This is a genomic window from Bradyrhizobium sp. Tv2a-2 (genome assembly GCF_000472425.1).
In the GTDB taxonomy this organism is placed as follows: Bacteria; Pseudomonadota; Alphaproteobacteria; order Rhizobiales; family Xanthobacteraceae; genus Bradyrhizobium.
On sequence record NZ_AXAI01000006.1, the window covers coordinates 244,632 to 268,756 of the forward strand.

Sequence of the window (24,125 nt, forward strand, 5' to 3'; positions counted from 1 at the left end):
GGCCGGCTTGGCACAATTTTTCTACCGCGCATTCTCGGGGCAGGGCGTTATCACAGCCGGCACAATTGTTGCCGATGGTCGTGATTCCGCGATCGAAGCGCTCTACGGAAGCGGCCTCACGCCATTCGAGACACGGGAGGCGGTGGCCACCGAGGTGGGCGCTTTCTCTGGCGCAAGCTCAATAACAGCGACAACCCAGATGAATCCCTCCCGTCGGTTCGACGGGAAGCGTCTCGGACGACAGGCGCTGACGCGCTTCACCATCGAGCTGTCGTCGCTCGTGGGCTCGGGCATGCCGCTCGACGAGGCCTTTCGCGTCATTGCCGCATCCGAGCCAGAAAGCCAGGTTGGACGTGTTGCTGCGGCGCTGCTAAAGGACGTGTTGTCTGGAGCTCAATTGTCTGAAGCGATGAGGACCTATCCTCAAACCTTCGGGGCCGATTACTGCGCTATCGTCGCCGCTGGCGAGGGGGCAAGCGCCGTTGGCGCCGCCTTGGCCCAGATTGCAGCACTGCTGGCACGACGCCTCGAATTGCGTAGCAAGATCTTGACCGCACTGGTCTATCCGGCGGTGTTGGTGACGATGTCGGTGGCCTCGGTTGGTATAATCATCGCAGTGTTGATACCAAACTTGTCACCGGTTTTTTCCGATGCTGGTCTACCGCTGCCGGGCATTCTCGCCACCTTCAGTGAATTGGAGGACTATGGAGCGATGCTGGCGGGAGGGCTCGGTCTCGCTGTGGTCGCCGCGATGGCCGCTTTGCGGGCCATTGCCCGTAATCCTGCCAGCCGTCGCGCCTGGGATCGGGCGCTCTGCTCGATCCCGTTGGTTGGGAGATTGATCGTCCTGCGCGAAGCCGCGGCCTTCACTCGCGGCCTCGGCACCCTGGTGTGCGCGCGGGCACCGCTCATGGCCGCATTGCAGACCGCTAGCAGCCTCATCGGTAACACCGAGCTGTCGGCTCGCTATGCCGCCGCAACGGCGCTCGTTCCGCAGGGCAACTCGCTCAAACTCGCATTCGCCGATACCGGGTTGATCCCGCCGGGAGGGCTCAGTCTCATTGCGGTCGGCGAGGAAACCGGCCAATTGGGTCCTCTGCTGGTGCAAGTAGCGACCAATCTCGAAGGCGAGTTCCAGCGACGCATCGAACGTATGGTCGGGCTACTCACGCCGTTACTAACCCTCGCGATCGGCGGCGCCGTCGGCGGTCTCATTCTGCAGGTCATGACCGCGGTTCTGTCGATCAACAATCTCGCATTTCAATGAAACGCTGCTTACGTTCGTCATCAGGCTTCACTTTGCTTGAGCTTTTGGTGGTCCTCGGCATTATCGCTGTCGTGCTCGCGACGATGATGATGGCGCGGCCGAACGTGTCTGGGACCCAGCTCAATACCACCGCGCGAAGTGTAGCCGGCATACTGCGGCTGGCGCGCGCCCACGCCATTGAGCGCAACGCGGAGACGCTGGTCGTCGTCGATCCCGTGGTGGCCGCCATAGGCCTACCGGGCGCCATGAGGTCGCTGCCACGAGGCATCAGCATCGACGTTACCGCAGCCGCATCTGAGACGGCCGGGGGGCGCGCTGGATTGCGCTTTTACCCAGATGGCCAGTCCAGCGGCGGCACGATCCTTTTACGCCGAGATGGCCGGGCCGCTCGAGTCGAGGTTAACTGGTTGACAGGCGAGGCACGGGTCGAACCATGAAGTACCAGCGATCGGACGCCGGATTCGCCCTCGTCGAAGCCATCGTGGCTTTCATGGTGCTTGCCATCGGTCTGGCATCCATTGGTGCGTCGCTGGCGCTTGCCATGCGCAGCGACGCGCGCCTCGAAGCGCGGCGTGTAGCGCTCCAGTTCGCGCGATCTCGATTGGAGACTGCCGGCATCACCGAGCCGCTTACGCCGGGCCAGCACGTCGGTCACGGCGCCGGCAATTTGCGATGGTCTCAGACAGTCACCGAAGTACGCACCGGCGCCGAGCCCCGGCGCACGGCGGCGCCTGCGCCACCGCGACGAGGGCCTCAGGCTTATTGGGTCGAAGTGGCAGTTGAGACGAAAGACGGCAGCGTAACCCGTCTGGCCGCCCTGAAGATAGCGCCGGTCGGTTCGCCATGATCGTGCGCAAACCGGCGCTACGTGCCCTGCAGCGCCGCCGGCGATCTGAGGCGGGACTTACGCTCATTGAGCTTCTGATCTCGCTGATGTTGCTGATCGTTATCACCGGCTTTCTGGCAGGTGGGGTGACAATGGTGCGTCGGGCCTTTGCGGCTGACCGCGATGTCAGCAGGGATGCGGAGATCGCGGCTGGGCTTGACGCCCTGGCGGGCCTGGTCAGCACGGCGTTGCCGATCCCAACCGGCAAGGACGGGAGCCAAGTCAATTTTGACGGTCGCGGCGACGCGTTGACCTTTATTGGACTAAGTGCTGGCCATGCGCTGCCTGGTGGACCGCTCGGATTTCGGGTCCGCCGCGACGGGAACGATCTCGAAGTCGAAGTGCTTGGGGATGACGGGATCAAAATGCCCCAACACTCGCTTCGTAGCATTGCTCTTCGCGATGTTGCGTCTGTCCATTTCAGCTATTTCGGCCGACCGACGCCAGGGGCCGCTGCATCCTGGCAGGGGGAATGGCGCGTCTCCGATCATTTGCCTGACCTTGTCGCCATCAGCGTAGGATTTCTTGATCCGCGGCGTGATCGGCCAGCGCTCGTCGTCGCGTTGCATCAGGGCTGAGGCCGTACGCGGCAGGTGTCCTTACGCTTCGTAAGGAATTGGTAAGTATGCTGGCTGGCCGTAGAAGACCTCATAGGAACCAGACATGGCTTCGGCGACGGACGCGGTCACCATCGCGGCCAAGAGCTTCGAGGCGCTGCGTGCGCAAACGCGCACCCTCGCGCGGTGGTGGCTCGCCGAATTGCGGGCAACGCTGCCTCAACGCGTGTGGTCCCGAATTGACTCCGCCGCTCGGCCGTGCCTGAGCTTGGCTGCGCTCGCGGGCGAACACGTCAGAGGGCGGCTACGCACGGCCAAAGGTGTTGCGGAGTTCACGTGGTCGACGACCGAATGCAGTCCGCATTCTGTTGCAGAATGGCTTGCGACGCAAGAGCTGCGACGGGATGACGTCACCGTGGCCATCGAGCTTGACGCCGACCGCTTCTTCCGACGAGATCTGGTCGTGCCCAAAGCCGCTCTTCGGGCATTACCTTCGATCCTCGCCCAGGATATCCAGCACCGCACGCCGTTCGAGCCAGAAGAGATTTGGCACGGCGCAACGCAGCAGTCCGACAAACCGGCAAATGATGTCGTAGCATTAAGCCATTGGATCATTCGCCGCGGCCATGCGACGGCGGAAGTCGCCCGCTGCGGGCTTCGCACAGTCGACGTTGATGCGCTTGGGATCACGAACAGTGGTAGCGACGTCACGCCGATGATCGCTCTTCGCGACCAGGCGCTCGACCAGCTAGCTTGGGCGAGCCGTGCAGTTCGCTTGATGGGCTTTTCAGCAATTTTCGCGACCTTGGTGGGGATCGTGACGATCCTGGTTGTCGAGGCCTCCACAACTGCTCGCGTCGAACGTGCCATTTCCGAGCTTCGCGAACAGGCGGGGGCGGGTCTCGGCGGCAGCCGGGCGGCTCGTTTGTCAGCCCTGAAGGCCGGGCCAGGTGTGCTCGACGTGTGGGAAGAGCTTTCTCGTGTGCTTCCCGAACACACTTTCCTCAGTGAGTTGCGCATTGCCGACGGCGAGATCTCCATCACCGGCTTTTCCGCGGACGCAGCGCACCTCGTTCGGCTGGTTGAACAGTCGCGGTTGTTTACGGCCGCACATCTGACGGGCGCGATCACGCCTGATCTCACCGAGCGCAAAGATCGCTTCAGCTTGGCGTTCCGAGTGAGGGGAACCCAGGTTCACGAACCGCGCGGAACAGCGGTCGCGCGAGGTGACCGATGACGCTTGATCGTGTGGCTCATGCTCTTCTGCTACGCCGTGTCCGCTTTGCCCTGCTCAACGTCGCTGCAGTTGGCTCGCTTATCGTGTTCATTATCGCGCCGTTCGTATCACACGTGGCCGACAAAGCCGACGAGATAGCCGTTCGCGCCGAACTGTTGGCGCGATTGAGGGTCGTCGCAGACGAAGCGACCCAAGCGCGTATGAATACGGGTCGGCTCGATGATCTCTATTTGCCCGGAAGCGAGGAACGTTTGGCGAGCGCTGACTTGCAGGCAACGTTGAAGACTGTGGCAGATGAGGCGGGCCTGCATTTCCTAAGCGTGCGGGGCGTCAGGCCGAACCGACCGTTAGCGCCGGGCATGGTCGCTGTCGGCTTCGAACTCGAGGGCCCTCCCGCGGCGCTTCGCACCGCCCTGCAGAACATTGAAACCGGTCGGCCAATGCTGTTTGTCACCGCACTAACGCTGCGCCCGGCGCGGGATGGCAACGAGGGCGCATTGCGCGCCGAATTGACCGTGCAGGGGGCCATGCGAGATTCTGCAACCACGGTTCCGGTGATGGAGCCGGATCGATGAATCTCTTGAACGGCCTTATGGCGCGCTTTCAGTTTCCTGCGCCGAAATGGCCTTCGCGCGACGAGCTTGAGCGGTTGCCTCCGGCGACACGGTTGTCGCTGTTGGCTCTGTTTGGCTCCTGTGTCCTCGCCGGCGCAGCCACACTTTCCGCCGTGATCGTGATTGAGGCCGCTGCATGGGAGAACGCAGCCCCCATGACGCGGTCGCTTGGGCTTGCCGCCGGGACAGGGAAGGGGGGTGCCGGTGAGGTGATGTTGCAAAGGCCGCTTTTCGTGCGCAGCCGGCGGCTCGCAATCGCGGTCGCTGCGCCGCCTCCACCTCCGCCACCCGCACCACCGGCGGTAATGCAAGACCCAAGCGTCGGACTGAAGGGCGTATTCATCAACGGCAAGACAGGCAAGGCTTTTCTGACCACCGCACAAAATCCGGGCGGCGTTTGGGTTGCGCCTGACGACATGGTCGGTGGTTGGCGTCTCGTCGCCGTGCGTCCCGACGAAGTTGAACTCGAAGGCAGCGGTCAGCGGATGGTGGTGCCGTTTATCACCTCCAGTGTGCGGCGATGATGAAGCACGTAGTCAAAACCATCGACCGGACAAAGCACTTCGCCGTCCAAAGCCTCGCCTGGCAAGGTGTGGAACGGCCGTACGCGCTATTGGCTTGGTCGATGCTGGCGGGTCTCATTTGGCTCCTCATGAAAGCCATAAGCGGCCCGGGGCTCGGCTGGGTGTTGATGCCTGGGCAAATTGTTCTGCTGACGATCCTGGTCTCCGTTTGCGCCATAGATGCACGCTTCGGCATCATTCCGGATGGCCTTGTTCTCGCGCTCGCCGCCAGCGGATTGATACAAACTGGACTTGCCTTCCTTGTCGGCGAGGCGGGCCCAACCGGGCTCGCATGGACAAATGCAACGTTCGCCTCATACCTTGATGCGTTCGCTTGGCGAGCGGGAGACGCGGCGGCCGTCTTTGCCGCGGCACTCGCGCTGAGGGGCTGCTACCGCGTGCTGCGAGGCCGCGAGGGACTCGGCTTGGGGGACGTCAAACTGGTCACGGCAGCGGCGCTATGGACGGGGCTGAGCGGGCTGCCGTTCGTACTTGGTGGTGCGGTCGTTTCAGCCATGCTGAGCCTTCTTGTCCTACGTAGTGAGGGCGCCGAGCTTCGCTCTGGCGACGCTATTGCATTTGGTCCGCACCTCGCCCTCGGTATCTGGCTGACGGTTTTGGCAACCTAATTTGTCGATGTCATAGGGCCCCTGCGCGAGCGCGCCGAGTAGCAAATGCTGGTAATTGAGTTTAAATAGAGCTCAATCGCGGGCGAGACCGGTCTTCCTCTGACCGACGGAAGCCACCCGCCTTATCGGCAGGCGTATTCGCGCTTGGAATTGGTTTTGGGGGGCAACGAACGACCGGGCCTGGCCTGCCGCGGCCTGCTGGCGTCAGGTTGGTTAGACACCAAGCCTGCCGAAGCGGCTTAGTTTCCCGCGCAGGTCGGTTGATGCCCGGCATCAATAATGGGACCGAAGGTGGTGGCGGTCCGACGAGTATCTCGCGAACAGGCGAAGCAGCCGAGCCCGGCCATGTGCTGAAAAACCAAAGAAGGATTTTTAAACAACGCCTTGCCAGGGGTTAAACCGACCCATCCAAAAGGGTAATTGATGTAATTATTTTGAGTTATTGACGGTGTTTCAAAACGTCCTAACCTAAGCTTGGGGTGCTGCAACGAGCCGGCTGAGTGGGCAAGATGAAGAGCAGCAATCTGAAGATCATGTCGGTGGACCAGTTATGGGACCTGCATGAGCAGGTAATTGCCGAATTGAGCAAAAGGATCGTGGCCGAGAAAAGCAGGCTGGAAGAGCGGCTTCGCAAACTTGGTTCGCCTGGCGGCGATCGGCTGAACCGTCAGCGGCGTCCTTACCCAAAGGTGCTTCCCAAATATCGAAATCCGAAAAATCCCGCCGAAACCTGGGCCGGCCGGGGTAAACAACCCCGCTGGCTTAAATCGCAGCTTCGATCCGGCAAGAAGTTGGACGACTTCCTAATAAGTCGATCGCCAGCGTAAATTTTGCGCTTGATCGCCGCGCCACGTTCGATTTCGCCGCGATACCTTGTTTCACGCGGCGTTGTCCGGATACCGCGCCATCGGGAGGTGAAGCGCCGGCTTGGGGTCAATAGCTGGCGGTCCGCGCCTGGCAATTGAGATCGCCGCCCCCGGGTCGGACAACGATGGGGCCTCCCGTTGGTCGCGGCGCAGGGTCCGACGGGACGCAAACGTCATTAACAAAGAGAGTTGGACCCCAGGGCAAATTTGCCGGGTCACTTAAGGAGCTGCTCATCCTGGCTGGCGGTTGCGGCCGTGTCGCAATCCTTTGGAGAGGAATGCGGGTCACTGTGGCTGAAAATATAAGGCCAGAGAGGCTTCGGCTGCGCTGCAAATCCTTGCGCCGCCGGCTCCAAACGGACGGGGACGACGAATGCTTGATCCGAGGACATACCGTCGCAGGCAGCGCCAAGCGACGCGGCGCGGTGGCAATGCCGGTTATACGCTGCTCGAGCTGCTCGTGGTGATGGGCATTCTCGCCGTGCTTAGCGCGATGGCGACGCCGCAGCTGATGGGCTACTTCGGCAAAGCCAAAGCACAATCGGCGGAGATCCAAATCCAAAATATCGGCACCGCCCTGGAGATGTATTATCTGGAAAACGGTACTTACCCAAGCGAGAGCGCCGGTCTCAAAGCTCTCGTTGAGCCCGACGCAGAAGCACCCAATTGGAACGGTCCATACCTCAAGAAGGCGCAGAACCTGCTCGATCCCTGGGGCCGGCCGTTTCGATATGTCTATCCGGCCACGAACGGTAGCTACGAGGTTTTTTCGCTGGGGCCCAACGGGAAAGCGAAGCTCGCGACAGCTCCAATGTCACGCCGTAGCTGACGCGTGACACATGAGGCCGATGGGTCGCGAGCCCAGCAAGCTCAGGCTGCGCTTGCGCGCAGCCGGGATTTACGCTGGAAGCCCAACGAGGCCAGTCCGATGAAGCCTAATACCATCATCGCCCAAGTGGAAGGCTCAGGAACGGCCGCGACCATCAATTTTCCCCGGACGGACTCGCTCAAGGGATCACAGGGGTCGTTAGCAGCTACGAAATAGGACCGTCGATCGATCGCCGCGCCAGTTCCCCCGAAAAGTGACGACGCGGTATCGAGCACCAGGAAAAAATCATACTTCCCCTTGGTATCTTGAAGCTCAACGTCGTAGTCGGCGCCACTGAACCCTTGAGAGACGATCTTTGTAAAGGTCCCGAAGTTCGGTGTAACGATATCCACGCTCGTTATCTTGTCGGTGGGTCCACCGACTACGGTCAGCGTTCCAGTGATCGGCGGATCCACACCGATCTGGTAGGAGCCGCTGACGGTGTAATTATACGTCGGGGCGGTAACGACAGACGCTGAAGCTTGGTTTGGAGACAGAAGTAGGCTGGTACCTAGCAACAGACCGGCAAGAATACCTTTATCGATATCAGAACTCATTACAAACCCCTTCCCAGATAATTGTCGTTTAATTATTTAATTTTAAAACGACAAAGATAAACCTCGATCCATTCCAATTATTATATTTTTTAAAAAGCCGCAATGTTTGTCGACCGGAAACGTTTGCCGCTTATGTCGTCCGCCGGCGATACCGGAGCTGTCAGCATAATTAGAAAAAATGACGCAATTGCAGATATTTACGCCAGGCATTTAAAGTCAGGAGTTCGCCTTGTGCCTTCCTTTGCAGCAAAACTCGGTGGTATTAGAGAGGATTTAGCTCAGTCTCTGAAGCGATCAGGCCTTATTGATTGCCCTGCCAGAGTTGAACGAGACTGGTCTGCTGCCCCCGCTACGTTTGGTGCACATAGGGGGCCTCGGCTTGTTGTGATCTATTGCTGTAAGCAGAGGGCGAAGAGGCGTCGTCGCGACGCGGTTCGTCCACTCGTTTTGCAGTCCAATTGAGCTCATGGATTTGTTGTCAGGGATCGTCGGCTGGCAGTTGCTGAATGTCCTGCCGTTGCCACTTCCTCAGACGCCGGAACTGTACGCTGCTCGACTGTCGGAACGCTTCAACCGTCATAGCGTCAAGATGCAAAGCTGCTTTTGCTTTCTGCAAGACAAATACCGTACTTCAGCTTGGCTCTCTCGGGAATTGCTCGGTCGCGAGAAACAGCAATGAAGTCATTGGCGCCTGAAAAGGGCTGCACGAGGCGGACTTCAGTCAGACGCTTTTCAATTGCGAAAACGCTATAACGAAGATCTTCCAATATAGTGGATAGATCTGCGCCGTCGCGGGTCTGCAGACCCCCGTGATCCTCATACAATATCGCTCGGGGTTTCAACCTGCGAAGTTGGTCCTCGGCGGCACGAATGATTTTTCCTTCGTGTCCCTCTGCGTCTATCTTAACGATGTCCACACGGATGGCTTCTGTCGAAAGGAACTCGTTGGCCTGCAGAACTTGCACCGTGGTGGTTGCTATCTCTCCCCCGGTCGCGAGCCTGCTACGGCCGTTGTTCTCAACATCAATGAAGAACGGCAATTCGCCAGCGCGATCCGACAGCGCCGCGCAGAAAATCGCGTGCCGATCGCCAAACTGCGCCAGATTACGACGAAGGTATTCACAGACAACCGGCTGGGGCTCCACAGCCACAGCTCGAGAACTCGGAACTTTCTTTAGAAAACACGCGCTGACATAGCCAACGTTTGCTCCAATGTCCAAGAGCACGTCCGAGGGTTCGGAAAAGTCCAGCAACACCTCAAATACTGTACGGTCGAATTCGCCCGTAAGGTAAATGTGTCGCCCAACGAATTCATTCGGCATTACCGTCATCATGAAGTCGTCAGTCGTCTTTACCAGAGCTTCTTTCGCATCAAATTTCAGATCCTTGAAAAAAGTGTCAACCAAGCGGCCTCCCCCGCGGGGAAACGGCCAAGCTCGGAGCAGGAATTGAGGCAGCAAATGTTCCGGGTTCATAGTAGTTTCCAGGAAATCATACGTGGGCTTGTGCAATATTAAATAACCCGATCGCGCGCTACGACCGAAATGCGCTTTTCCTATATTAGTTTTAATTGCATCCTTAATGTGTTAACTTTATCGGCCTCATTGCGGCTCGTTCGCTGCTTTGTCAATACTTTGGATAGTGGTCTCCGGCAGGATCTCGGAAAAGGAAGCTAATCGCGCAGGAGAGCGGTGATCCTATGACTATGACACGTCGAGATTTGATGGCGGCATTTGCCGCTTCGTCGAGCCTAGTCTTGGACCGCCAAGTCCTAGCTTCGCCGGCGAAGTCCAACGTAGTTACCGCGGTTACCACCAACTCGGTGGTGTTGGGCACGGCTATCGAAGGCGGCATGTTCAAAAACATCGCCCTTTCGCTCAACAGTCTGCAATCGGCCTCCGGATATGCCTATCCCGCGATTCTGGATGGGAACGGCTATCCAACCGCGACTCCCACTTACAACATCTTCGGGCTGGTGAATTTCCCTTCGACGCTTCTTCCGACGGACCAGATCGTTGTTAAGTTCAACGGGACAGGCACAATTCAGCTGGCTCGAGGAGCTCCCGGCTTTACAATCGTATCCGGTGGGACCTTTGTCAGCGGCTCTCCAAGCTTCAATCTGACGATCAGCGGTACGAATCCTCGCGTCGTGTTCCAATTCAATTCGAGCGTGTCGTCGTCCGTTACATTCAACTTTCTTGCAGGTAGCAAGTTTTCCGGCATGTCGAGCTTGGTGATATGCAAACTTGCCGATGAGGCGGCAATTGACGCTGCGACCACCCCCGAGCAGATGTTCAATGACCAGTATGTGGCGATTTATCAGTCGCTAAATCCGGGTGTTTTGCGGTCGATGGGATGGACCAATCCGAACTTCGGAAACGTGTCTCAATCCAGATATATCGCGCCATGGCAAACCAGCCTCAATATCAGCAGTCAGCGTTGGGCTCCGGGGGCTTGGGCTGGGACAACAACGGGTACCAACAGCTATCAATCTGCATCGCAACCTGACGCTGGGAAGACGTACGCCGATGGCGAAATGATCCAGTTGCAGTTTGCGGCAGCTAACACGTCGTCTGCTGTGACGCTAAATTCAGGCGGCCGAGGGGCGATACCACTGCTGGTTGGGAGCGGATATGGCACAGGCCAAGCCCTACCGGTGGGGGCTATCGCCGCCGGAAGTTTGGCAACTCTCACCTATGACGCGGTGCTAAAGGCATTCATGTGGCAACAGGACGGTCAAACGCCCTGTATTCCATTCGAGCTTCAAATTGGGTTCGCAAATCGCATCAACTCAAACTATTGGTGCAACATACCCGCCTATTTCGATGATGCATCGGTCAGCGCAATAGCCACCATGGTCCGAACCAGACTTTCGTCGACGCGGACCGCCTATTTCGAATATGCGAATGAGGTTTGGAATTGGTCATTCCCGGTTACGCCCTGGGCAGCGGCTAAGGGCGCCGCGCTTGGGTTTCCATCAGACAACAACCGGCAAGTGTATGGGTGGTTTGCCCTCAGGCATTCTCAGGTAATGCAGGGCGTTGTGACGGCTTGGAGCCCTCGGTCAACTTCGCAGCTGCGCCGAGTCCTGGCGTTCCAGGCGTTTGGTCCAACGGCTGCGACCGCGACTTACAGGTTGGGTGGGGCCGATCTAAATGGAGCGAATTATCCAAGCTATTCCAGTCGGGGATACCAGAGCTATAATGCAGCCCCGAATCGTCCAGTGGACTTTTGCGACGTCCTTTCCTACGCGACCTACTATTCCGGAGCGCAGTGCACGAACTTCGATGCAAACTATCTGCAAAACGGCGCCTCGAACATCGCGGGTCTACTGGCGGCCGCAGATAGTTACGCTTCTGGGGTTGCGTCACTAATGTCCTCTGGCCTGGCGTTCTTGGACAACGATATCCGCGCTGGAGTACTCGCAAATGGTGCGGCGGGCTCGCAGACACTTCTCAGCCTATCGAGTTCCGCAAATGGGATCGGTGTTTACCAAGCCTGGAATGCCATCGCTAAGCTTTTTAATAAATCGGTCGAATGCTATGAAGGTGGTCACGAGAGCTGGTTCCCGTCAACGCAGGCCTGCACCGCGATGGGCATTTCAACCTCATATGGAGGACCCACGGGCAAGATCGCTAAGTTGCTGAACGGCTACAAAATGTCGAGCGCGTTTCAGTCGCTTGTAAATGACCAGATTAGGCAGTTCATGTCGATGCCCACCTCTACGCGGGCGGCATGGCTGATCATTCCAGGACCAAACCAATGGGCGCTTAGCACAGGTGACTCTTACGCGATAAAGTATGCGTCCTGGAATGCCGTTTCCGTTCTGGACCATTCTTGACTGACGTCCCACCGACAAGGGTAAGGACGTTTCCGATCAAGCTTCGGCGTCGCTGCGACTGCGCGTGAAGCACGGCTATGCCCTCGAGCGTTTGTTTGCTGAGCGGGCAAACGCGGAGGATACGCGAAGAAATGAGCAGCACAGCGGCGCTGGCCTTTGCATTTTGGCCGTTCGTTGCCCTCGTACTCTATTCCACGTTGCCTGCGCGACGCGCGACCATGTGGAATTTTCTTGGCGCGCAGATGTTCCTGCCTACCGGTGCGATCAAGTTTCCCGTCATCGTACCTTTCGATAAAGCCTCCATCCCGACGCTCTGCGCCATCGTTTTGCTGCTGGTTTGGCGACCTGATGCGAGAAGCGTTCCAGGCTCGAAGTTCGCCAACTTCCTTCTGTTTTGCTATGTCATCGCGCCGATCGCGACGTCATTGCTTAATACCGATGCTATCGTTAATGGCGGCGTTCTTTTGCCCGGTGTCGGAATCTACGACGGCCTATCGGCAGCAGAAACCGCGCTTGTCGCCGTGCTGCCTTTTGTCATAGGGCGTGTCTTCTTTCGCGAGACCTCGGATGTTGCCAACATTTTGCGCGCGCTTGCGTTTGCAGGTCTCATCTACTCTGTGCTCATGTTGATTGAAATACGCCTCAGCCCGCAACTGCACTATTGGGTGTACGGCTACTACTCGAGCGATTTTGAGCAGTCGGCGCGTGGAGATAGCTACCGGCCAATTGTTTTCATGGGGAACGGCCTGCTCGCAACCTTCTTTCTTATGACGACAGCGGTATCGGCCGCCGCCTTCTGGCGAAATAAGGTAAAGTTGATTCCTTCGGTCCCGGCTTCGGTCTTACTGGGTTATTTGAGTTTTGTGCTCATACTGTGCCGTAGCTTGGGTTCGCTGGTCTATGCGGCTACAGCGATTCCGCTCTTGCGTTTCACATCGGCTCGCACGTGTGTCCGTGTATCGGCCATTTTCGCACTTCTCGCATTGGCCTATCCGCTGCTGCGGTCCCAGGATTTCGTTCCAACTGAGGGGATAGTCTCGCTAACCAAGCAAGTAAGCGAGGAAAGGTCGCGTTCGATCGAGTTTCGCTTTATTAACGAAGACAAGTTGTTGCACCGAGCGTCGCAGCGTCCGTTGTTCGGCTGGGGACGGTTCAGCCGAAGCCGCGTTTATGACGAGGAGAGTGGGCGGGACCTAAGTGTAACGGACGGTCGTTGGATCATTACGATGGGCCAATTCGGGCTATTTGGGTTCGTCGCCGAATTCGGTCTACTATCACTAGGGGTTTTTTCCCTGTTTAACATTTGGCGGAAGGCGAAGCCGGGCGCTGAAGCAGGCACCTACGTCGCTGCGTTGAGCCTGCTGGTAGCGCTCAACATCGTCGATTTGCTGCCAAACGCATCTGTTACCCCGTTAACTTTTCTGCTGTCGGGCAGCCTTCTGGGCCATGCGGAGGCTATTGCGTCCCGCTTGAAATCGTGCGGTACAAATAAGATACGTCATCGCATCACATAAATGAAACGGCCCCGCTCTTGACTCGGACCTTAACCAATCGCGTCTTTCGTGCCGGCTGGCTCACGGTTCTCGCGCATTCGGGATCTCTCATCTTACGTTTCGCCGGAAGCCTGATTCTCACGCGCATCTTAAAGCCGGAGCTGTTTGGCGTTCTTTCTATCGTTACGTCCGTACAGGTAATTGTCACGCTGCTGACCGACTTTGGAATAAGGCAGGCGGTCATCCAAAGCCCTCGCGCGTTCGAGCCGGCGTTTCGAAATACGGCCTGGACTCTACACATATTGCGGGGAGTGGCGATTCTCGCGATTGGATTGGCGCTCAGTATTGTTCTCTACGTGGTACAGAATTTTAATATTTTTGAACCCGACTCGATTTACGGAAACCCGCAGCTGCCTGCACTGTTTGCGGTGAGTTCAGTGTCGGCCGTGGTCTTAGGCTTTCAGTCGATGAACTATGTGCTGGCGAGCCGATCGCTGACATTAGATCGCGTGCTGATGGTGGATCTCACGTCGCAGGTCGTGGGCCTAGTAGTAGTGATCTTGCTCGCGATCTTGACCAGATCGATCTGGTCGTTTGTGCTCGGCAATCTGTTCACCTCTCTCCTGGTCGTCCTGCTTAGTAAACTCGCTTTGCCAGGAGTGCCTGATCGATTTGCGCTCGATCGCGGAGTGATCCAGGATCTTAACGGATATGGTCGCTGGGTATTCCTGTCTTCCGCGGTTGGGGCACTAGGCCTAAACGGCGATCGGATTATTTTGGCGGCCTTGCTAACGCCATTCGCGATGGGGCAATTTGCGGTCGCATCCAACTTGGCAGCGGTCCCTGAGGGCTTGCTGACAAGACTATTCGGCGCCATCGCGCTGCCCGCTCTAAGCGAGGTTCTCAGGGATCGTAAAAGCAGGTTCTCCGCTGTTTATTGGCGGATGCGACTACTTTCGGATGCTGCTACGGCCGCATTGGCAGGGTTCCTATTCTCGACAGGGCAACTCGCCGTCGATCTGCTCTATGACAGTCGATATTCTTCGGCAGGTCACATGTTGCAGCTGCTCTCTTTCAGCTTGCTTTTTCTTCGGTGCAGCTTGGGGCAGAACATATATCTTGCCTTTGGCGTCACTTACCACGTGACGGTGCTCTCCATTGTCAAACTCTGTTCGTTGATTACGACCGTTTCGCTGTTGTATTGGCTATTCGGCTTGAACGGGGCAATTATTGGAATTGCCGTGCACATGCTGCCATGCGCAATCTACATTGCGTGGACGAGTAAAGCTTTCGGCTTATATCGGTGGTTTTCAGAACTCTGGACGCTTGCGTTGTGGCCTTTGGGTTGGCTGATAGGCGAGGGTCTTGTGTTATCGTTCCACCTGATTTTTCATTGACCTAGAACCGCATTATATATCTCGATGATCCGAGATGCCTTTGCATCCCACGTGAAGTTGGATACCGCATGCTCGCGGGCCGCTTTGCTCAACTTGCTGATTTTATCGGGAAATTGAAGAAGATCGCTTATCGCATCTCTCAAGCCGGAAACCAGGCTACTTCGATCTGCGAAAGGAACGCGAATTCCCACTCCATCGGTGACCAACTCCGCAGGACCGCCGTAGTCGGCCACGATTGGCGGAACACCCAGCGCCATCGATTCGACAACGACCCCACCACCAAATTCGCGCACACTTGGAAGAACGGAGAAGTCACAGCGTTTGAGGATCGGCTGTATTTCGTCGTGGGCTTTCCATCCGTGCATCAAGACCGCATTGCCAATCCCTAGCTGGTGTATAAGCGATTCAATTTCCGCTTTCTGAGGTCCATCGCCGATCACGTGTAAGATCAACTGTCCGCCAGCGAGTTGCGGAGCGATCGCCTCCAGCAGCATGTCCAGGCCCTTGTACGGAACAAGCCTACCCACGAACGCTGCGTGCAGAGGAAGAGCGCGGGGACCGCGCGGTTCATATTCAAAGCGGGAAGGTTCGAAGCCGTTTTCCGGGATATAGGAGCACTTGGAGCGAGCCCACTCAGGCATCTCGCTCAGGGTGTATTTGGAACCACATATGATCGCCGACGCTTTCTCACGCGTCGCATAGTACGATGGCAGGAACTTGTAGGCCGATCTGAGATAGGATAGCCACTCCTTCTCGGCATGCTGTCTATCGCGAAACGACGAAGGCCAGGGAAGTCCTCCGTTGAGGGGCCCCAAAATGAATGGGACACCATACCGATTGAGCTTAGTCGAAATGGGACTGGGCGTTGTAGGGCTCACAGGCGTAATTCGATGTACAATATTGAACTCGCCGGACCTAATGCGCGCGTGAAACTGTTTCCAGACTGCCGATTCAAATGAGTAGTAGGTGATCGACGACAGTGCCATAGTGGTAGTCCAACCCTTGCCAGCGCCCCCCCTAAGAACCTCTGCGAGCCGGTAGATTGGTCTTGCAAACCTTTCGTTGTCGATGACGGTAAAATCTCGCCCTTCGGTCAAACCAGCTCGTACAAATGCGCCTCGGTTTCGTACCTGGGTGACTATATGTGCGTTCAATCGCTTCGAAATCGCAAACGCCAAACTCCATCCAATCAAGGGAACACTTGTCCATTCCGGATTAGCCATCTCTGCAAGCAGCAAGGCTCGGATTGGCTTCGTCATATTTCACCCATGGGCGTTCTTGTCTAAATTGAGCTTGAATTGATGAGGCAGTTATATGCGTTTAGGATATCTAGTCCCAGAGTTTCCAAGTCAAACCCATGTTTTCTTTTGGCGCGAAATACAGGCGCTTGCCGGGCGTGGCATCGATGTGAAGCTCGTTTCGACGAGGATGCCTTCCCAGCTTGGTCGGCACAAATTCGTTAACGAGGCCGTGCACCGAACCCACTATCTGCTTCCTCCGACGAGATCTCTCTTGCTTAAGAGCGTTATGCGGGCTCTTAAGAAACGCACCTGCGCGATCACATACATTAATTCGCTGGCGCAGCGGACCACGACTGTTCAAACTGCAGCCTTGATCTATGCGGCGGCTCAACTGACTGAGTGGGCGGCTTTGCAAAATGTTGCTCACGTCCATGGGCATTCTTGTGCGTACTCAGCTCACGTGCTGGCCCTAAGCAGACTACTCGGTGGTCCTAATTATAGTCTCACCCTGCATGGTGATCTCGACGTATACGGCGACGATCACGCGGCGAAGATGACGGGCGCGTCGTTCGTGAGCGCGGTGGGAACGCATCTCATTGACCAGATCGTCGCTCGTGTTGGCCTCCCAAGAGAAAAGCTGTTCACGACGTTCATGGGCATCGACGCCGGTGCCCTGGCCGCGATAGCGGATCAGCGGACGTATGATGAAGTGAATATGCGTATCCTGACTGTTGCGCGGCTGGAGCGAAATAAGGGCCATGAGTATGCGCTGGCCGCTGTGCGGCGTGCGAGAGATGAAGGAATGAACATTCGCTATACGATCGTTGGAGGTGGCCAATTCCGGAATGAAATAGTCGCCATGGTTGATAAGTTGGGATTGCAGAATGACGTGGAATTGCTGGGATCGTTAGCGGAGGAGGGGGTCTTTGACAGCCTGAGAACGTCAGATGTTTTCCTGCTCCCGAGTGTAGGAAAGGGAGAAGCATGGCCGGTTGCTGTCATGGAAGCGATGGGGGCTGGTATGCCCGTGGTGGCGACGGACATCGGTGCCACTTCCGAGATGATAGCTAATGGTAGAGATGGTTTTCTCGTGCGCCAGCGAGAGCCGAACGATATCGTGGAGGTTCTTCGCTCTCTTTACCAGAGTTCGGAGCTTAGGCGCTCGATCGGCCGGCAAGCTCGGGCTACAGCAGTGGCGCGCTTCGCCGTGGAGCGGAGCGCTGAGTCGTTGCTTGCCCAGGTGGAGAGATCGTTAAGGACAGCGGGGGGCTAACTCAAGCACTACTGATTGTCGCCTGAAGATTTGTGTATGCCAACAGCGGCCTTACTTCGCGCGACGTCCGTTAACACGACGGCATTTGCACCAATTCTAGCGTAAGCTTCCACTTTGACGGGGCCGAGGATTTTTGCTCCGGCGCCGATGTCGACATGCGCTGCAATCCTTGGAGCGCCGAGATCGTTGCGCGTCCCTATAGTGACCTGCTGAAAGATGAGGCAGTTTACCCCGATTTCCGCCTCAGGATGGACCACAATACCGTTGGGGTGAGGGATAAGAAGGCCGCCGCCAATCTTGCAGTTCAAAGGAATTTCGGCTCCGGTCACAATACTCCAGAAGCGATGACGAACAGCGGCCCAACGACAAACGATTCGTCCGAGCGCGGATCGGTTATGGTGCCAGCGCTGGTATTGCCGAATAGCTTTCAGAAGCTTTCGACCTGGATCCCAAAATCGTTCGGGTATCTCGCGAGACCAATCCGCCTGCTTTTCACCGCCATCAATGGCGCGCGATAGCAAATCGTCGACCATCTAGATATCCTAAGGTTTCCTGGAAGGAGGTGGTAAACGGTGACATGCTAACCACGATCTGGCAGTTGGTTCTGTCCGATACGGCAGTGGAATTTGGCAATCGTCTATTCGACGGCGCTGCGCCAAGAGGACAGCGCCTCATCAATTCCAAATTTGATCATAGCATCGCGCGCCCCTACGGGCCGCCAACCAAGGTCCGCACATGCTCGTGAGCAATCGAAGACTGCCAGGTGCCGACGAGCATCCCAATCTCGGTAATTTGGAACACGGATTCGATCAGGATGTTTGACGAGTACCTTGACGACCCATTTCGCCAGATCGGCCGCATAGAACTGCCACATCGGACGATAACGGACGTCAAGTCTGAGACTGGACAGCCTCTGCAGCTCCGAGAGGTAGTCCCGTGCACTCAGAAGCGGTACGTCACATAGATTATAAGCGTTCCCCTCAATGTCGGGTACCTCAATCATCCGCGCCAAAGCATCAGCGACATCCTGAACCAGGACAAAGGGAAGCCTGTGAGCGCCATCTCCCCAGACCTCGCATATATTCTCCGAGAAGCGCCCTACACCCCAATGGAATGGGTTTCCCCCCCTTCCGATGACGATGCCTGGCCGCGCAATTACGAGTGGTAACCGCGATTCGCGCTGCATCTGCAGCAGAATGGCTTCGGATGCGGCTTTTGCCCGCGAATAGTAATCGCGTTTGGCAATTGCTGGATCAAGTGGACAGGTGTCGGTAATCGTTCCAGAACCCGTTCCGGTGAAATACGACGCTATCGTGCCGGTATATACGAGGCGCTTGACGCCGGCAGCCAGACAGGCCTCACCTACATATCTAGCGGGCTCAACGTCCTTGTTGAGGTATTCGTCCCAGGTCTTCGCTTGAGCATGCGCTAAATGGTAAACAAAGCTAATTCCACTCAATGCGGAGAGCAAATCATCTCTTTGCCTTATGTCTCCTCGTACGATCTCCAGTCGATCGCAGGCGAGATCTTGCAGCACGCTTGATGTGCCGCGCACCATGGCACGAACGCAATAGCCACTCGCCAGCAGTTTGCGTACGAGCTCGCGGCCAATAAACCCCGCCGCTCCCACAACAAGCACACTAGGTGGCGCTGCCAACGTAACAGGAGAGGCCGGTTGGGGCGGCGCGGTGATGGGCAGCGCCGCGGCTTCGACGACATCGCTGCAAAAGGAGATGATCTCTCGGCCTCTCTGGGCGTCGATCCGAATGTCAAGCCTGTCTTCGGCGCAAATTGAGTTGTAGAAGCTCGAGACGCTATCGGTGATCGACTTTTGGAAAGGGTTGCCGCGTCCGCGAACCTTGAATTTTCCAAGCAAGCAATCCAGTAGCGTACGTAGGCTTTGAACGCGTAGCTGGCGCGCAAAATGGGCTGCCCGGCTGTAGCGATCAAGGTCCATGTCCAGCGGGGTGCGCCGGTCGATAATACATGTATTCGCGTCCAGGTCAGCGGTAGCCGTGCCGAACAGGCCCCGAACGAAAACCGTCCGGTGCGGAAAGCCCGGACCCATATTCAAGGTAAGGTTCATCGCGATGCGTTTGGTAGCCGCCCGCATGCGCCACCGACGGAAAACCGTTGATCCGTTCGGAAGCGAGATTTCGCGATCGACGATTACGTTAAGGCTGTCGGGTTTGCCGCCGAGGTCGAGCAAGATCGACAGTAGGTGAGGTCCCGTTTCGAGAATTACATTTCCGGGCGAGCGTAGCATCCATGAGTCGAACGGTCCGAGGCGGATTTGAGGAAGTTCGAACAGGTAGTTCAAGGTGATCTCATCAATAGGGCCGAGATCTCCACGCTCTATAACCGCTCTCAACCGTGCATAGGCTGACGTAAACATAAAATTGTGGCTGACGCCAAGATATAGATTTCTCTCGACAGAGAGAGCAAGTAGCTCATCGGCTTCTGAAACGCTGGTACACATCGGCTTTTCGATGAACACATGAACGCCGGCGTTCAGGGCAATTTTGGCGAGCGAATGGTGCAAGTCCGGTGGAACGAGCAGATGCACACAGTCAAGTCTGGCGTTCTGCAACATCATCTCGAGCGATTGGAAGACGTCAGGAATCGTCCAAGCCTTCGCAAAGGCTTGGGCCGCGAGAAGGTTTGAATCACAGACCGCAACCAGGTCAACGTTCGCTGCCGCGCGTATCGCGCGCGCATGGAACTCAGCGATGTATCCTGTTCCAACAAGTCCGACGCGGAGGTTTTTGGAGCGGAATTGGCTAGATTGGCTCATTTTGGGCAAAGTTGAAACCGGGCCCGTGCGTCTGTTTGCAAATCTGTTGAGTAAGAATAGAGAACCGGGGATTACGTCTCCAATACTCGTTACGAACCGAGTGAGGCTGATCATTTGAAGTTGACCTTGTGCTCGATAAGAGTCGGAGCGCGACCCAGTAACCGGTCACGCTGGAAGCGCAGCTGTCCAAATGCCTCGGGAAAGCGAGCCAGGACCTGAAAGTAAGCAAGGACCAGCCGGTCTCTCAGCGGGCCTCGTCCACGTAAGGTCAATCGCAAGAGCTGGATCGGATAAACCAGAAGCCCTGCTGCGGCGATCGGGCCTGCGTGCATAATTGCTAAGACGCAGAGCGCGGGCAGGTACACTCCCCAGAGCCACGCTCTTCGCGATTCCCAGGTAAAGTGCCGTTCTGGCGGGGCACCGTGGAGGAAGGCGCCTTGCGCGAAAGCGTATCCCGCGCGCACGCTCCTCTTCCACCATTGGCTGAAATGCAGCATTGCGGCGTCGTGAACGGCCATCTCGCGATCGATTCGCCAAATCCGCCAATTGACGCGGCGAAGTCGCACGCAGAGTTCATCCTCTTCGGCCGCAATGACATCTTCCCGATAAGAGCCTACGTCCTCGAGCGCTGTGCTGCGCAGCATCACGTTGCCCGCGCAAGATCGAACTTCTCCGACAGGACCATCCCATTCAATCTGGCATAACCAGTTGTAGATTGATCGTTCCGGGAAGCGCTCACGCAGGTGTCCGCAGACTGCAGCAACATCCGGGCGATCCTTGAGGAACTCGACGGCGTCGCGACACCAGAGTGGTGCGAGCACGCAGTCGGCGTCGACAAATTGAACAAAGGGGATATCTGATCTTTTCTCACGTAAACGTCTGAAGCCCGCATTTCGAGCTCGAGCCGCTGTAAACGGTATCGACATGTCGAGTTCGATGACATCGAACCCGCGCTCACGAGCCCTTTGCAGAGAATCATCGGTTGAGCCGGAGTCGACGTATACGACGGCGGATGCTCCAACTATCGACGCAAGACAAGCAGTTAGACGCTCGCCCTCGTTCCGCCCGATTACCACGACGCCAAAACCGGCAATCGCGGCGTCGTGGGGTGGCTGAGGCTTTAGGCTGGCATTAGGCATTTTTGCGCCCAGTCATACCAGGAGCATTCAACGGGTCGGCTGTTTGGCGCATTGAGTTGCTGTCAGGATTTTTATGGTTGTCAGTGCATGGCGCCAGGCAGCTCGTGCCCGAGCGGGGTCCCCAAATCGCAGGATCCGTTTAGCAGTGGTGACTATGTCGGCGAATACGGTCAAAAAAACCGAGGTTAGAACGCCTCCAATTCCGTAGTGCTTTCGAAAGTAGAGGAGCTCGCTTTCAATTTGCAGAGTGGAAATCTGACGAGAGGAATCCAGAACTCCGTCCGCCTTTGCGCTCTCGCCGCCGAGGTGAATGACTGTACTATGAGGATAGTAGATGACGTTCATGCCCGCTGCTTTGACGCGCCGGCAGTGGTCGACTTCCTCACAATACATGAAGAACCGAGGATCAAATAAGCCGACAAGGTCGATCGCGCGTCGACTTATCAGGTAGTAGCAGCCTGGAACCCAATCGCAAGCTCGGACTGACGCATGGTCCCAACTCATGTCGTCGACCATGCGCGTCGCTGGAAAGACTTGCTCAAGGCCGGTTCTGTTCAAGAACAAATTCCACGGGGTCGGAAAATATCGACAGGAAGGCTGGAGGTCGCCATTCTCGCACGTCAAGCGGACTCCCAGCACCCCGCAATCGGGATGCTCCTGCATGTATTGAACCGTCTTGGAAAGCGTGTCCGCGGAAACGAAAGCGTCGGTATTCAGAAGAAGGATGAAACGGCCCTGCGCCTTCGAGAGTGCAAGGTTGTTCGCTCGACCGAATCCGATGTTGGTCGGGCTGGTAATCAGCTCGACATCCGGAAAGTGCGATCTCAATAGCTCGACTGAATTATCGCGCGAGCAGTTGTCGACAACAATGACCTGGATTCTAAGTGACGAGCGGCTCGCGCTTAAGGCTCCCATCATACGGTCGAGTAGGTGAGCCGTATTATAATTAACGATGAGGACGCTCAAATCCGGGCTGTCACTTGCGATTGGAGGTTCAGTCATCGGTGAACTATCGATTGAGGATTGCTGCTTCCGCGGCCACCAATGACATTCTCTCGAAGAAAATTGCAACGAGAGCCGCGGTTCCGGTCAAGTAGATCGGTCATTAACAATAACATTGGTACAGTGGCTCCAACCTTTATGAGAATCCTCCGTGCCGATCGGGACCTCAAATACCGACGAATAATGCCACGATAAAGCTCGCCTCCGCAGGAGCGCGCCTTGCAATAATACCGCGAATCTATCAAGGCTATTTAATGTAAATATATAAACTGCATGAGGCTCAGCCATGACGGACTACGTGAAGCGAGTAGTTCTGGTTTTTGCGACATTACTTCTTTTTGCAACCGCCTCTGCTAAAGCTGCTGTTTTTGATATTAATTTCACTGGCGCGGCGTTTGATCTGTCGGTGGTTGTGACTAGCGATTCGTCCGATAACCTGATCGCAGCAACGGGATCGGTTATAAATCTCATTACGTCCACAACAACACAGATCACTGGTGTGGTGCCGCTCGGCATCAACTCTGATTTTAATTATGATAATCTGCTTTTCCCGGACGCGCCCTACGTTTCCTCAAATGGCCTGCTGTTTAGCAGTTCGATGCCCAACTTCTTTTACAACATTTATACAGACGGCACGAGCTATTGGATTTCAGCAACCGATCCGACGGGAGATATCACGAGCCCATTCTACAGCCCAGGGGATCTTGGTCAGCTGACTGTCACCGCGGTGTCCGGCGTGCCTGAAGCGTCCACTTGGATAATGATGCTCCTGGGTTTCGTAGCTATAGCCATTGGTTGGAAGCTGCGGCTCAAGCAGGGACCAGTGGGTTATACCGCCGGTTTCTCCCCTAGTACGTAAAGGCACACTTGGACGGGAGTTCGGAGAGGGCGGCGCGAAGCAGGCGCCGCCCTATCTTTTTGACATGATTCGGGACCTTTCGCCCGTTCGCGCTCGCAGCATTTGGTTTGTGCAACTGAATCGAAATTGAATCGCTCATTAAATGGTTGCGACGGTCTGCCGAAGAATTAAATATTTAGATGTAATATATTGGCGCCACTATGATTTTTGCCGCGCGGTTCTTTTTGGAAATGATTTAAATCTTGACGGTATTTTATTTAATTTTTTGATTGACTGCCTGTATTTAATGATTTACCTTCTTTTAAGACTTAGTTTGTTGGGAGGTTTGAATGACTAAATTCTCGTATTCGGCGGCGCTCGGTGCGATTTTGTCGCTATTTGCTTTTGGTCCCGCGGGCGCAGGTGTGGTGTTTACGGAGGGGGGGACCGCTGATCTCAGCGCCGGAGTGGTATCTTCAATTGCTCCCACCTTGGTGAGTTTTGACGGCGGCACTGGACCTCTGGTTGCAAGCTCAGGCTCAGTGAATTACACCTCCGGAACATCCAGCCTCGCGGCAGCGCCGTTTGGTGATTCGACTGGTTACGCATCGATCGGATCGACTACCACCCCTCAGACCGCCACGTTGAGCCTCGGCGCGGGTGTTGACTATTTCGGCTTCTATTGGGGATCCGTTGATACGTACAACACCGTCACCTTCTACGATAATGGCAAGGTGATCGGCTCGTTTACGGGCGCGGACGTGCTGAATCCCGCAAATGGTTTCCAGGGGCAGGGCGGGTCGACATTCGTGAACTTCTTCACGACCAATGGTGATGCAATCACGAGTGTTGGCTTTAGCTCCACTGCTATCGCATTCGAAGTCGACAGCATCGCCTCAAGCGTGCCCGAACCATCGACGTGGGTGCTGATGGTGCTGGGGTTTGCTGGTTTGGGATTTTTCGCTTATCGACGCCAAAACACGGGCGGTTTTCGGTTCGCCTGAGCGTTGCTTCTTAGCTGATGTGGTAATGAGGCCGTCTCGCGACGGCCTCATTTTCGCTT

At 56.4% G+C, this 24,125-nt stretch carries 22 protein-coding genes and 1 pseudogene; 16 read left to right on the forward strand and 7 right to left on the reverse strand.

Going from position 1 to position 24,125, the window contains the following annotated elements; all coding sequences use genetic code 11:
- Positions 1-7 precede the first annotated feature (7 nt).
- The 10 genes from A3AI_RS0114330 to gspG all read left to right on the forward strand — a co-directional run bounded on the left by A3AI_RS0114330 (position 8) and on the right by gspG (position 7,448).
- Positions 8-1,267 (forward strand): type II secretion system F family protein, encoded by a 1,260-nt coding sequence (locus A3AI_RS0114330; RefSeq protein WP_024516250.1) that lies wholly within the window; start codon positions 8-10, stop codon positions 1,265-1,267.
- Positions 1,264-1,704, forward strand: a complete 441-nt coding sequence (locus A3AI_RS0114335) for a GspH/FimT family pseudopilin (RefSeq protein ID WP_024516251.1) — start codon at positions 1,264-1,266, stop codon at positions 1,702-1,704. The genes A3AI_RS0114330 and A3AI_RS0114335 overlap by 4 nt, the downstream gene beginning before the upstream one ends.
- Complete coding sequence (locus tag A3AI_RS0114340) at positions 1,701-2,114, forward strand: type IV pilus modification PilV family protein (RefSeq protein ID WP_024516252.1); 414 nt, start codon at positions 1,701-1,703, stop codon at positions 2,112-2,114. Before A3AI_RS0114335 ends, A3AI_RS0114340 begins: the two co-directional genes overlap by 4 nt.
- Positions 2,111-2,731, forward strand: coding sequence for a hypothetical protein (locus A3AI_RS0114345; protein WP_024516253.1), 621 nt, complete (start codon positions 2,111-2,113; stop codon positions 2,729-2,731). The genes A3AI_RS0114340 and A3AI_RS0114345 overlap by 4 nt, the downstream gene beginning before the upstream one ends.
- Before the next feature lie 85 nt (positions 2,732-2,816).
- Positions 2,817-3,947, forward strand: a complete 1,131-nt coding sequence (locus tag A3AI_RS0114350) for a PilN domain-containing protein (protein WP_024516254.1) — start codon at positions 2,817-2,819, stop codon at positions 3,945-3,947.
- On the forward strand, positions 3,944-4,522 hold the full coding sequence (gene gspM / locus A3AI_RS0114355; protein WP_024516255.1) for a type II secretion system protein GspM: 579 nt from the start codon (positions 3,944-3,946) through the stop codon (positions 4,520-4,522). Before A3AI_RS0114350 ends, gspM begins: the two co-directional genes overlap by 4 nt.
- Complete coding sequence (locus A3AI_RS0114360; RefSeq protein WP_024516256.1) at positions 4,519-5,085, forward strand: hypothetical protein; 567 nt, start codon at positions 4,519-4,521, stop codon at positions 5,083-5,085. The genes gspM and A3AI_RS0114360 overlap by 4 nt, the downstream gene beginning before the upstream one ends.
- Positions 5,082-5,753, forward strand: coding sequence for a prepilin peptidase (locus A3AI_RS45260; RefSeq protein WP_024516257.1), 672 nt, complete (start codon positions 5,082-5,084; stop codon positions 5,751-5,753). Before A3AI_RS0114360 ends, A3AI_RS45260 begins: the two co-directional genes overlap by 4 nt.
- A 509-nt stretch (positions 5,754-6,262) precedes the next feature.
- Positions 6,263-6,580: an H-NS histone family protein gene (locus A3AI_RS42715; protein ID WP_036048417.1), complete on the forward strand. Its 318-nt coding sequence runs from the start codon at positions 6,263-6,265 to the stop codon at positions 6,578-6,580.
- Positions 6,581-6,992: 412 nt separating this feature from the next.
- Entirely contained in the window at positions 6,993-7,448 is a 456-nt protein-coding gene (gene gspG / locus A3AI_RS0114375; protein WP_024516259.1) for a type II secretion system major pseudopilin GspG, read from the forward strand.
- 41 nt (positions 7,449-7,489) lie between these two features.
- On the opposite strand, the gene A3AI_RS0114380 is transcribed toward gspG, so the two are convergent.
- Positions 7,490-8,044: a PEP-CTERM sorting domain-containing protein gene (locus A3AI_RS0114380; RefSeq protein WP_024516260.1), complete on the reverse strand. Its 555-nt coding sequence runs from the start codon at positions 8,042-8,044 to the stop codon at positions 7,490-7,492.
- A 584-nt stretch (positions 8,045-8,628) separates the two neighbouring features.
- Entirely contained in the window at positions 8,629-9,519 is an 891-nt protein-coding gene (locus A3AI_RS0114385) for an FkbM family methyltransferase (RefSeq protein WP_024516261.1), read from the reverse strand.
- A 248-nt stretch (positions 9,520-9,767) separates the two neighbouring features.
- On the opposite strand from A3AI_RS0114385, the gene A3AI_RS0114390 reads away from it, so the two are divergent.
- The 3 genes from A3AI_RS0114390 (at position 9,768) to A3AI_RS0114400 (ending at position 14,775) form a co-directional block, all read left to right on the forward strand.
- A complete protein-coding gene (locus A3AI_RS0114390; protein ID WP_156927777.1) occupies positions 9,768-11,885 on the forward strand; it encodes a hypothetical protein in 2,118 nt (705 codons plus the stop codon).
- Positions 11,886-12,016: 131 nt separating this feature from the next.
- Positions 12,017-13,399 (forward strand): hypothetical protein, encoded by a 1,383-nt coding sequence (locus A3AI_RS0114395; RefSeq protein ID WP_024516263.1) that lies wholly within the window; start codon positions 12,017-12,019, stop codon positions 13,397-13,399.
- A gap of 17 nt (positions 13,400-13,416) precedes the next feature.
- A complete protein-coding gene (locus A3AI_RS0114400) occupies positions 13,417-14,775 on the forward strand; it encodes an oligosaccharide flippase family protein (protein WP_024516264.1) in 1,359 nt (452 codons plus the stop codon).
- Here the strand turns inward: A3AI_RS0114400 and A3AI_RS42720 are convergent.
- Positions 14,769-16,034, reverse strand: coding sequence for a glycosyltransferase family 4 protein (locus tag A3AI_RS42720; RefSeq protein WP_036048282.1), 1,266 nt, complete (start codon positions 16,032-16,034; stop codon positions 14,769-14,771). The two genes, A3AI_RS0114400 and A3AI_RS42720, sit on opposite strands and share 7 nt — an antisense overlap.
- 253 nt (positions 16,035-16,287) lie before the next feature.
- On the opposite strand from A3AI_RS42720, the gene A3AI_RS0114410 reads away from it, so the two are divergent.
- A complete protein-coding gene (locus tag A3AI_RS0114410) occupies positions 16,288-17,289 on the forward strand; it encodes a glycosyltransferase family 4 protein (protein WP_198030115.1) in 1,002 nt (333 codons plus the stop codon).
- Positions 17,290-17,297: 8 nt separating this feature from the next.
- On the opposite strand, the gene A3AI_RS46230 is transcribed toward A3AI_RS0114410, so the two are convergent.
- The 4 genes from A3AI_RS46230 to A3AI_RS0114430 all read right to left on the reverse strand — a co-directional run bounded on the left by A3AI_RS46230 (position 17,298) and on the right by A3AI_RS0114430 (position 22,224).
- Positions 17,298-17,822, reverse strand: coding sequence for a serine acetyltransferase (locus A3AI_RS46230; RefSeq protein WP_084800917.1), 525 nt, complete (start codon positions 17,820-17,822; stop codon positions 17,298-17,300).
- Between the two features lie 104 nt (positions 17,823-17,926).
- Complete coding sequence (locus A3AI_RS0114420; protein ID WP_084800918.1) at positions 17,927-20,197, reverse strand: NAD-dependent epimerase/dehydratase family protein; 2,271 nt, start codon at positions 20,195-20,197, stop codon at positions 17,927-17,929.
- Positions 20,194-21,222, reverse strand: coding sequence for a glycosyltransferase family 2 protein (locus A3AI_RS0114425; protein WP_051382399.1), 1,029 nt, complete (start codon positions 21,220-21,222; stop codon positions 20,194-20,196). Before A3AI_RS0114425 ends, A3AI_RS0114420 begins: the two co-directional genes overlap by 4 nt.
- 27 nt (positions 21,223-21,249) lie before the next feature.
- Entirely contained in the window at positions 21,250-22,224 is a 975-nt protein-coding gene (locus tag A3AI_RS0114430; protein ID WP_024516269.1) for a glycosyltransferase family 2 protein, read from the reverse strand.
- 286 nt (positions 22,225-22,510) lie between these two features.
- On the opposite strand from A3AI_RS0114430, the gene A3AI_RS0114435 reads away from it, so the two are divergent.
- Positions 22,511-23,083: a PEP-CTERM domain protein gene (locus A3AI_RS0114435; protein ID WP_024516270.1), complete on the forward strand. Its 573-nt coding sequence runs from the start codon at positions 22,511-22,513 to the stop codon at positions 23,081-23,083.
- 467 nt (positions 23,084-23,550) lie between these two features.
- Positions 23,551-24,066, forward strand: a pseudogene (locus tag A3AI_RS46235) (PEP-CTERM sorting domain-containing protein); the annotation flags it as partial.
- Between the last annotated feature and the right edge of the window lie 59 nt (positions 24,067-24,125).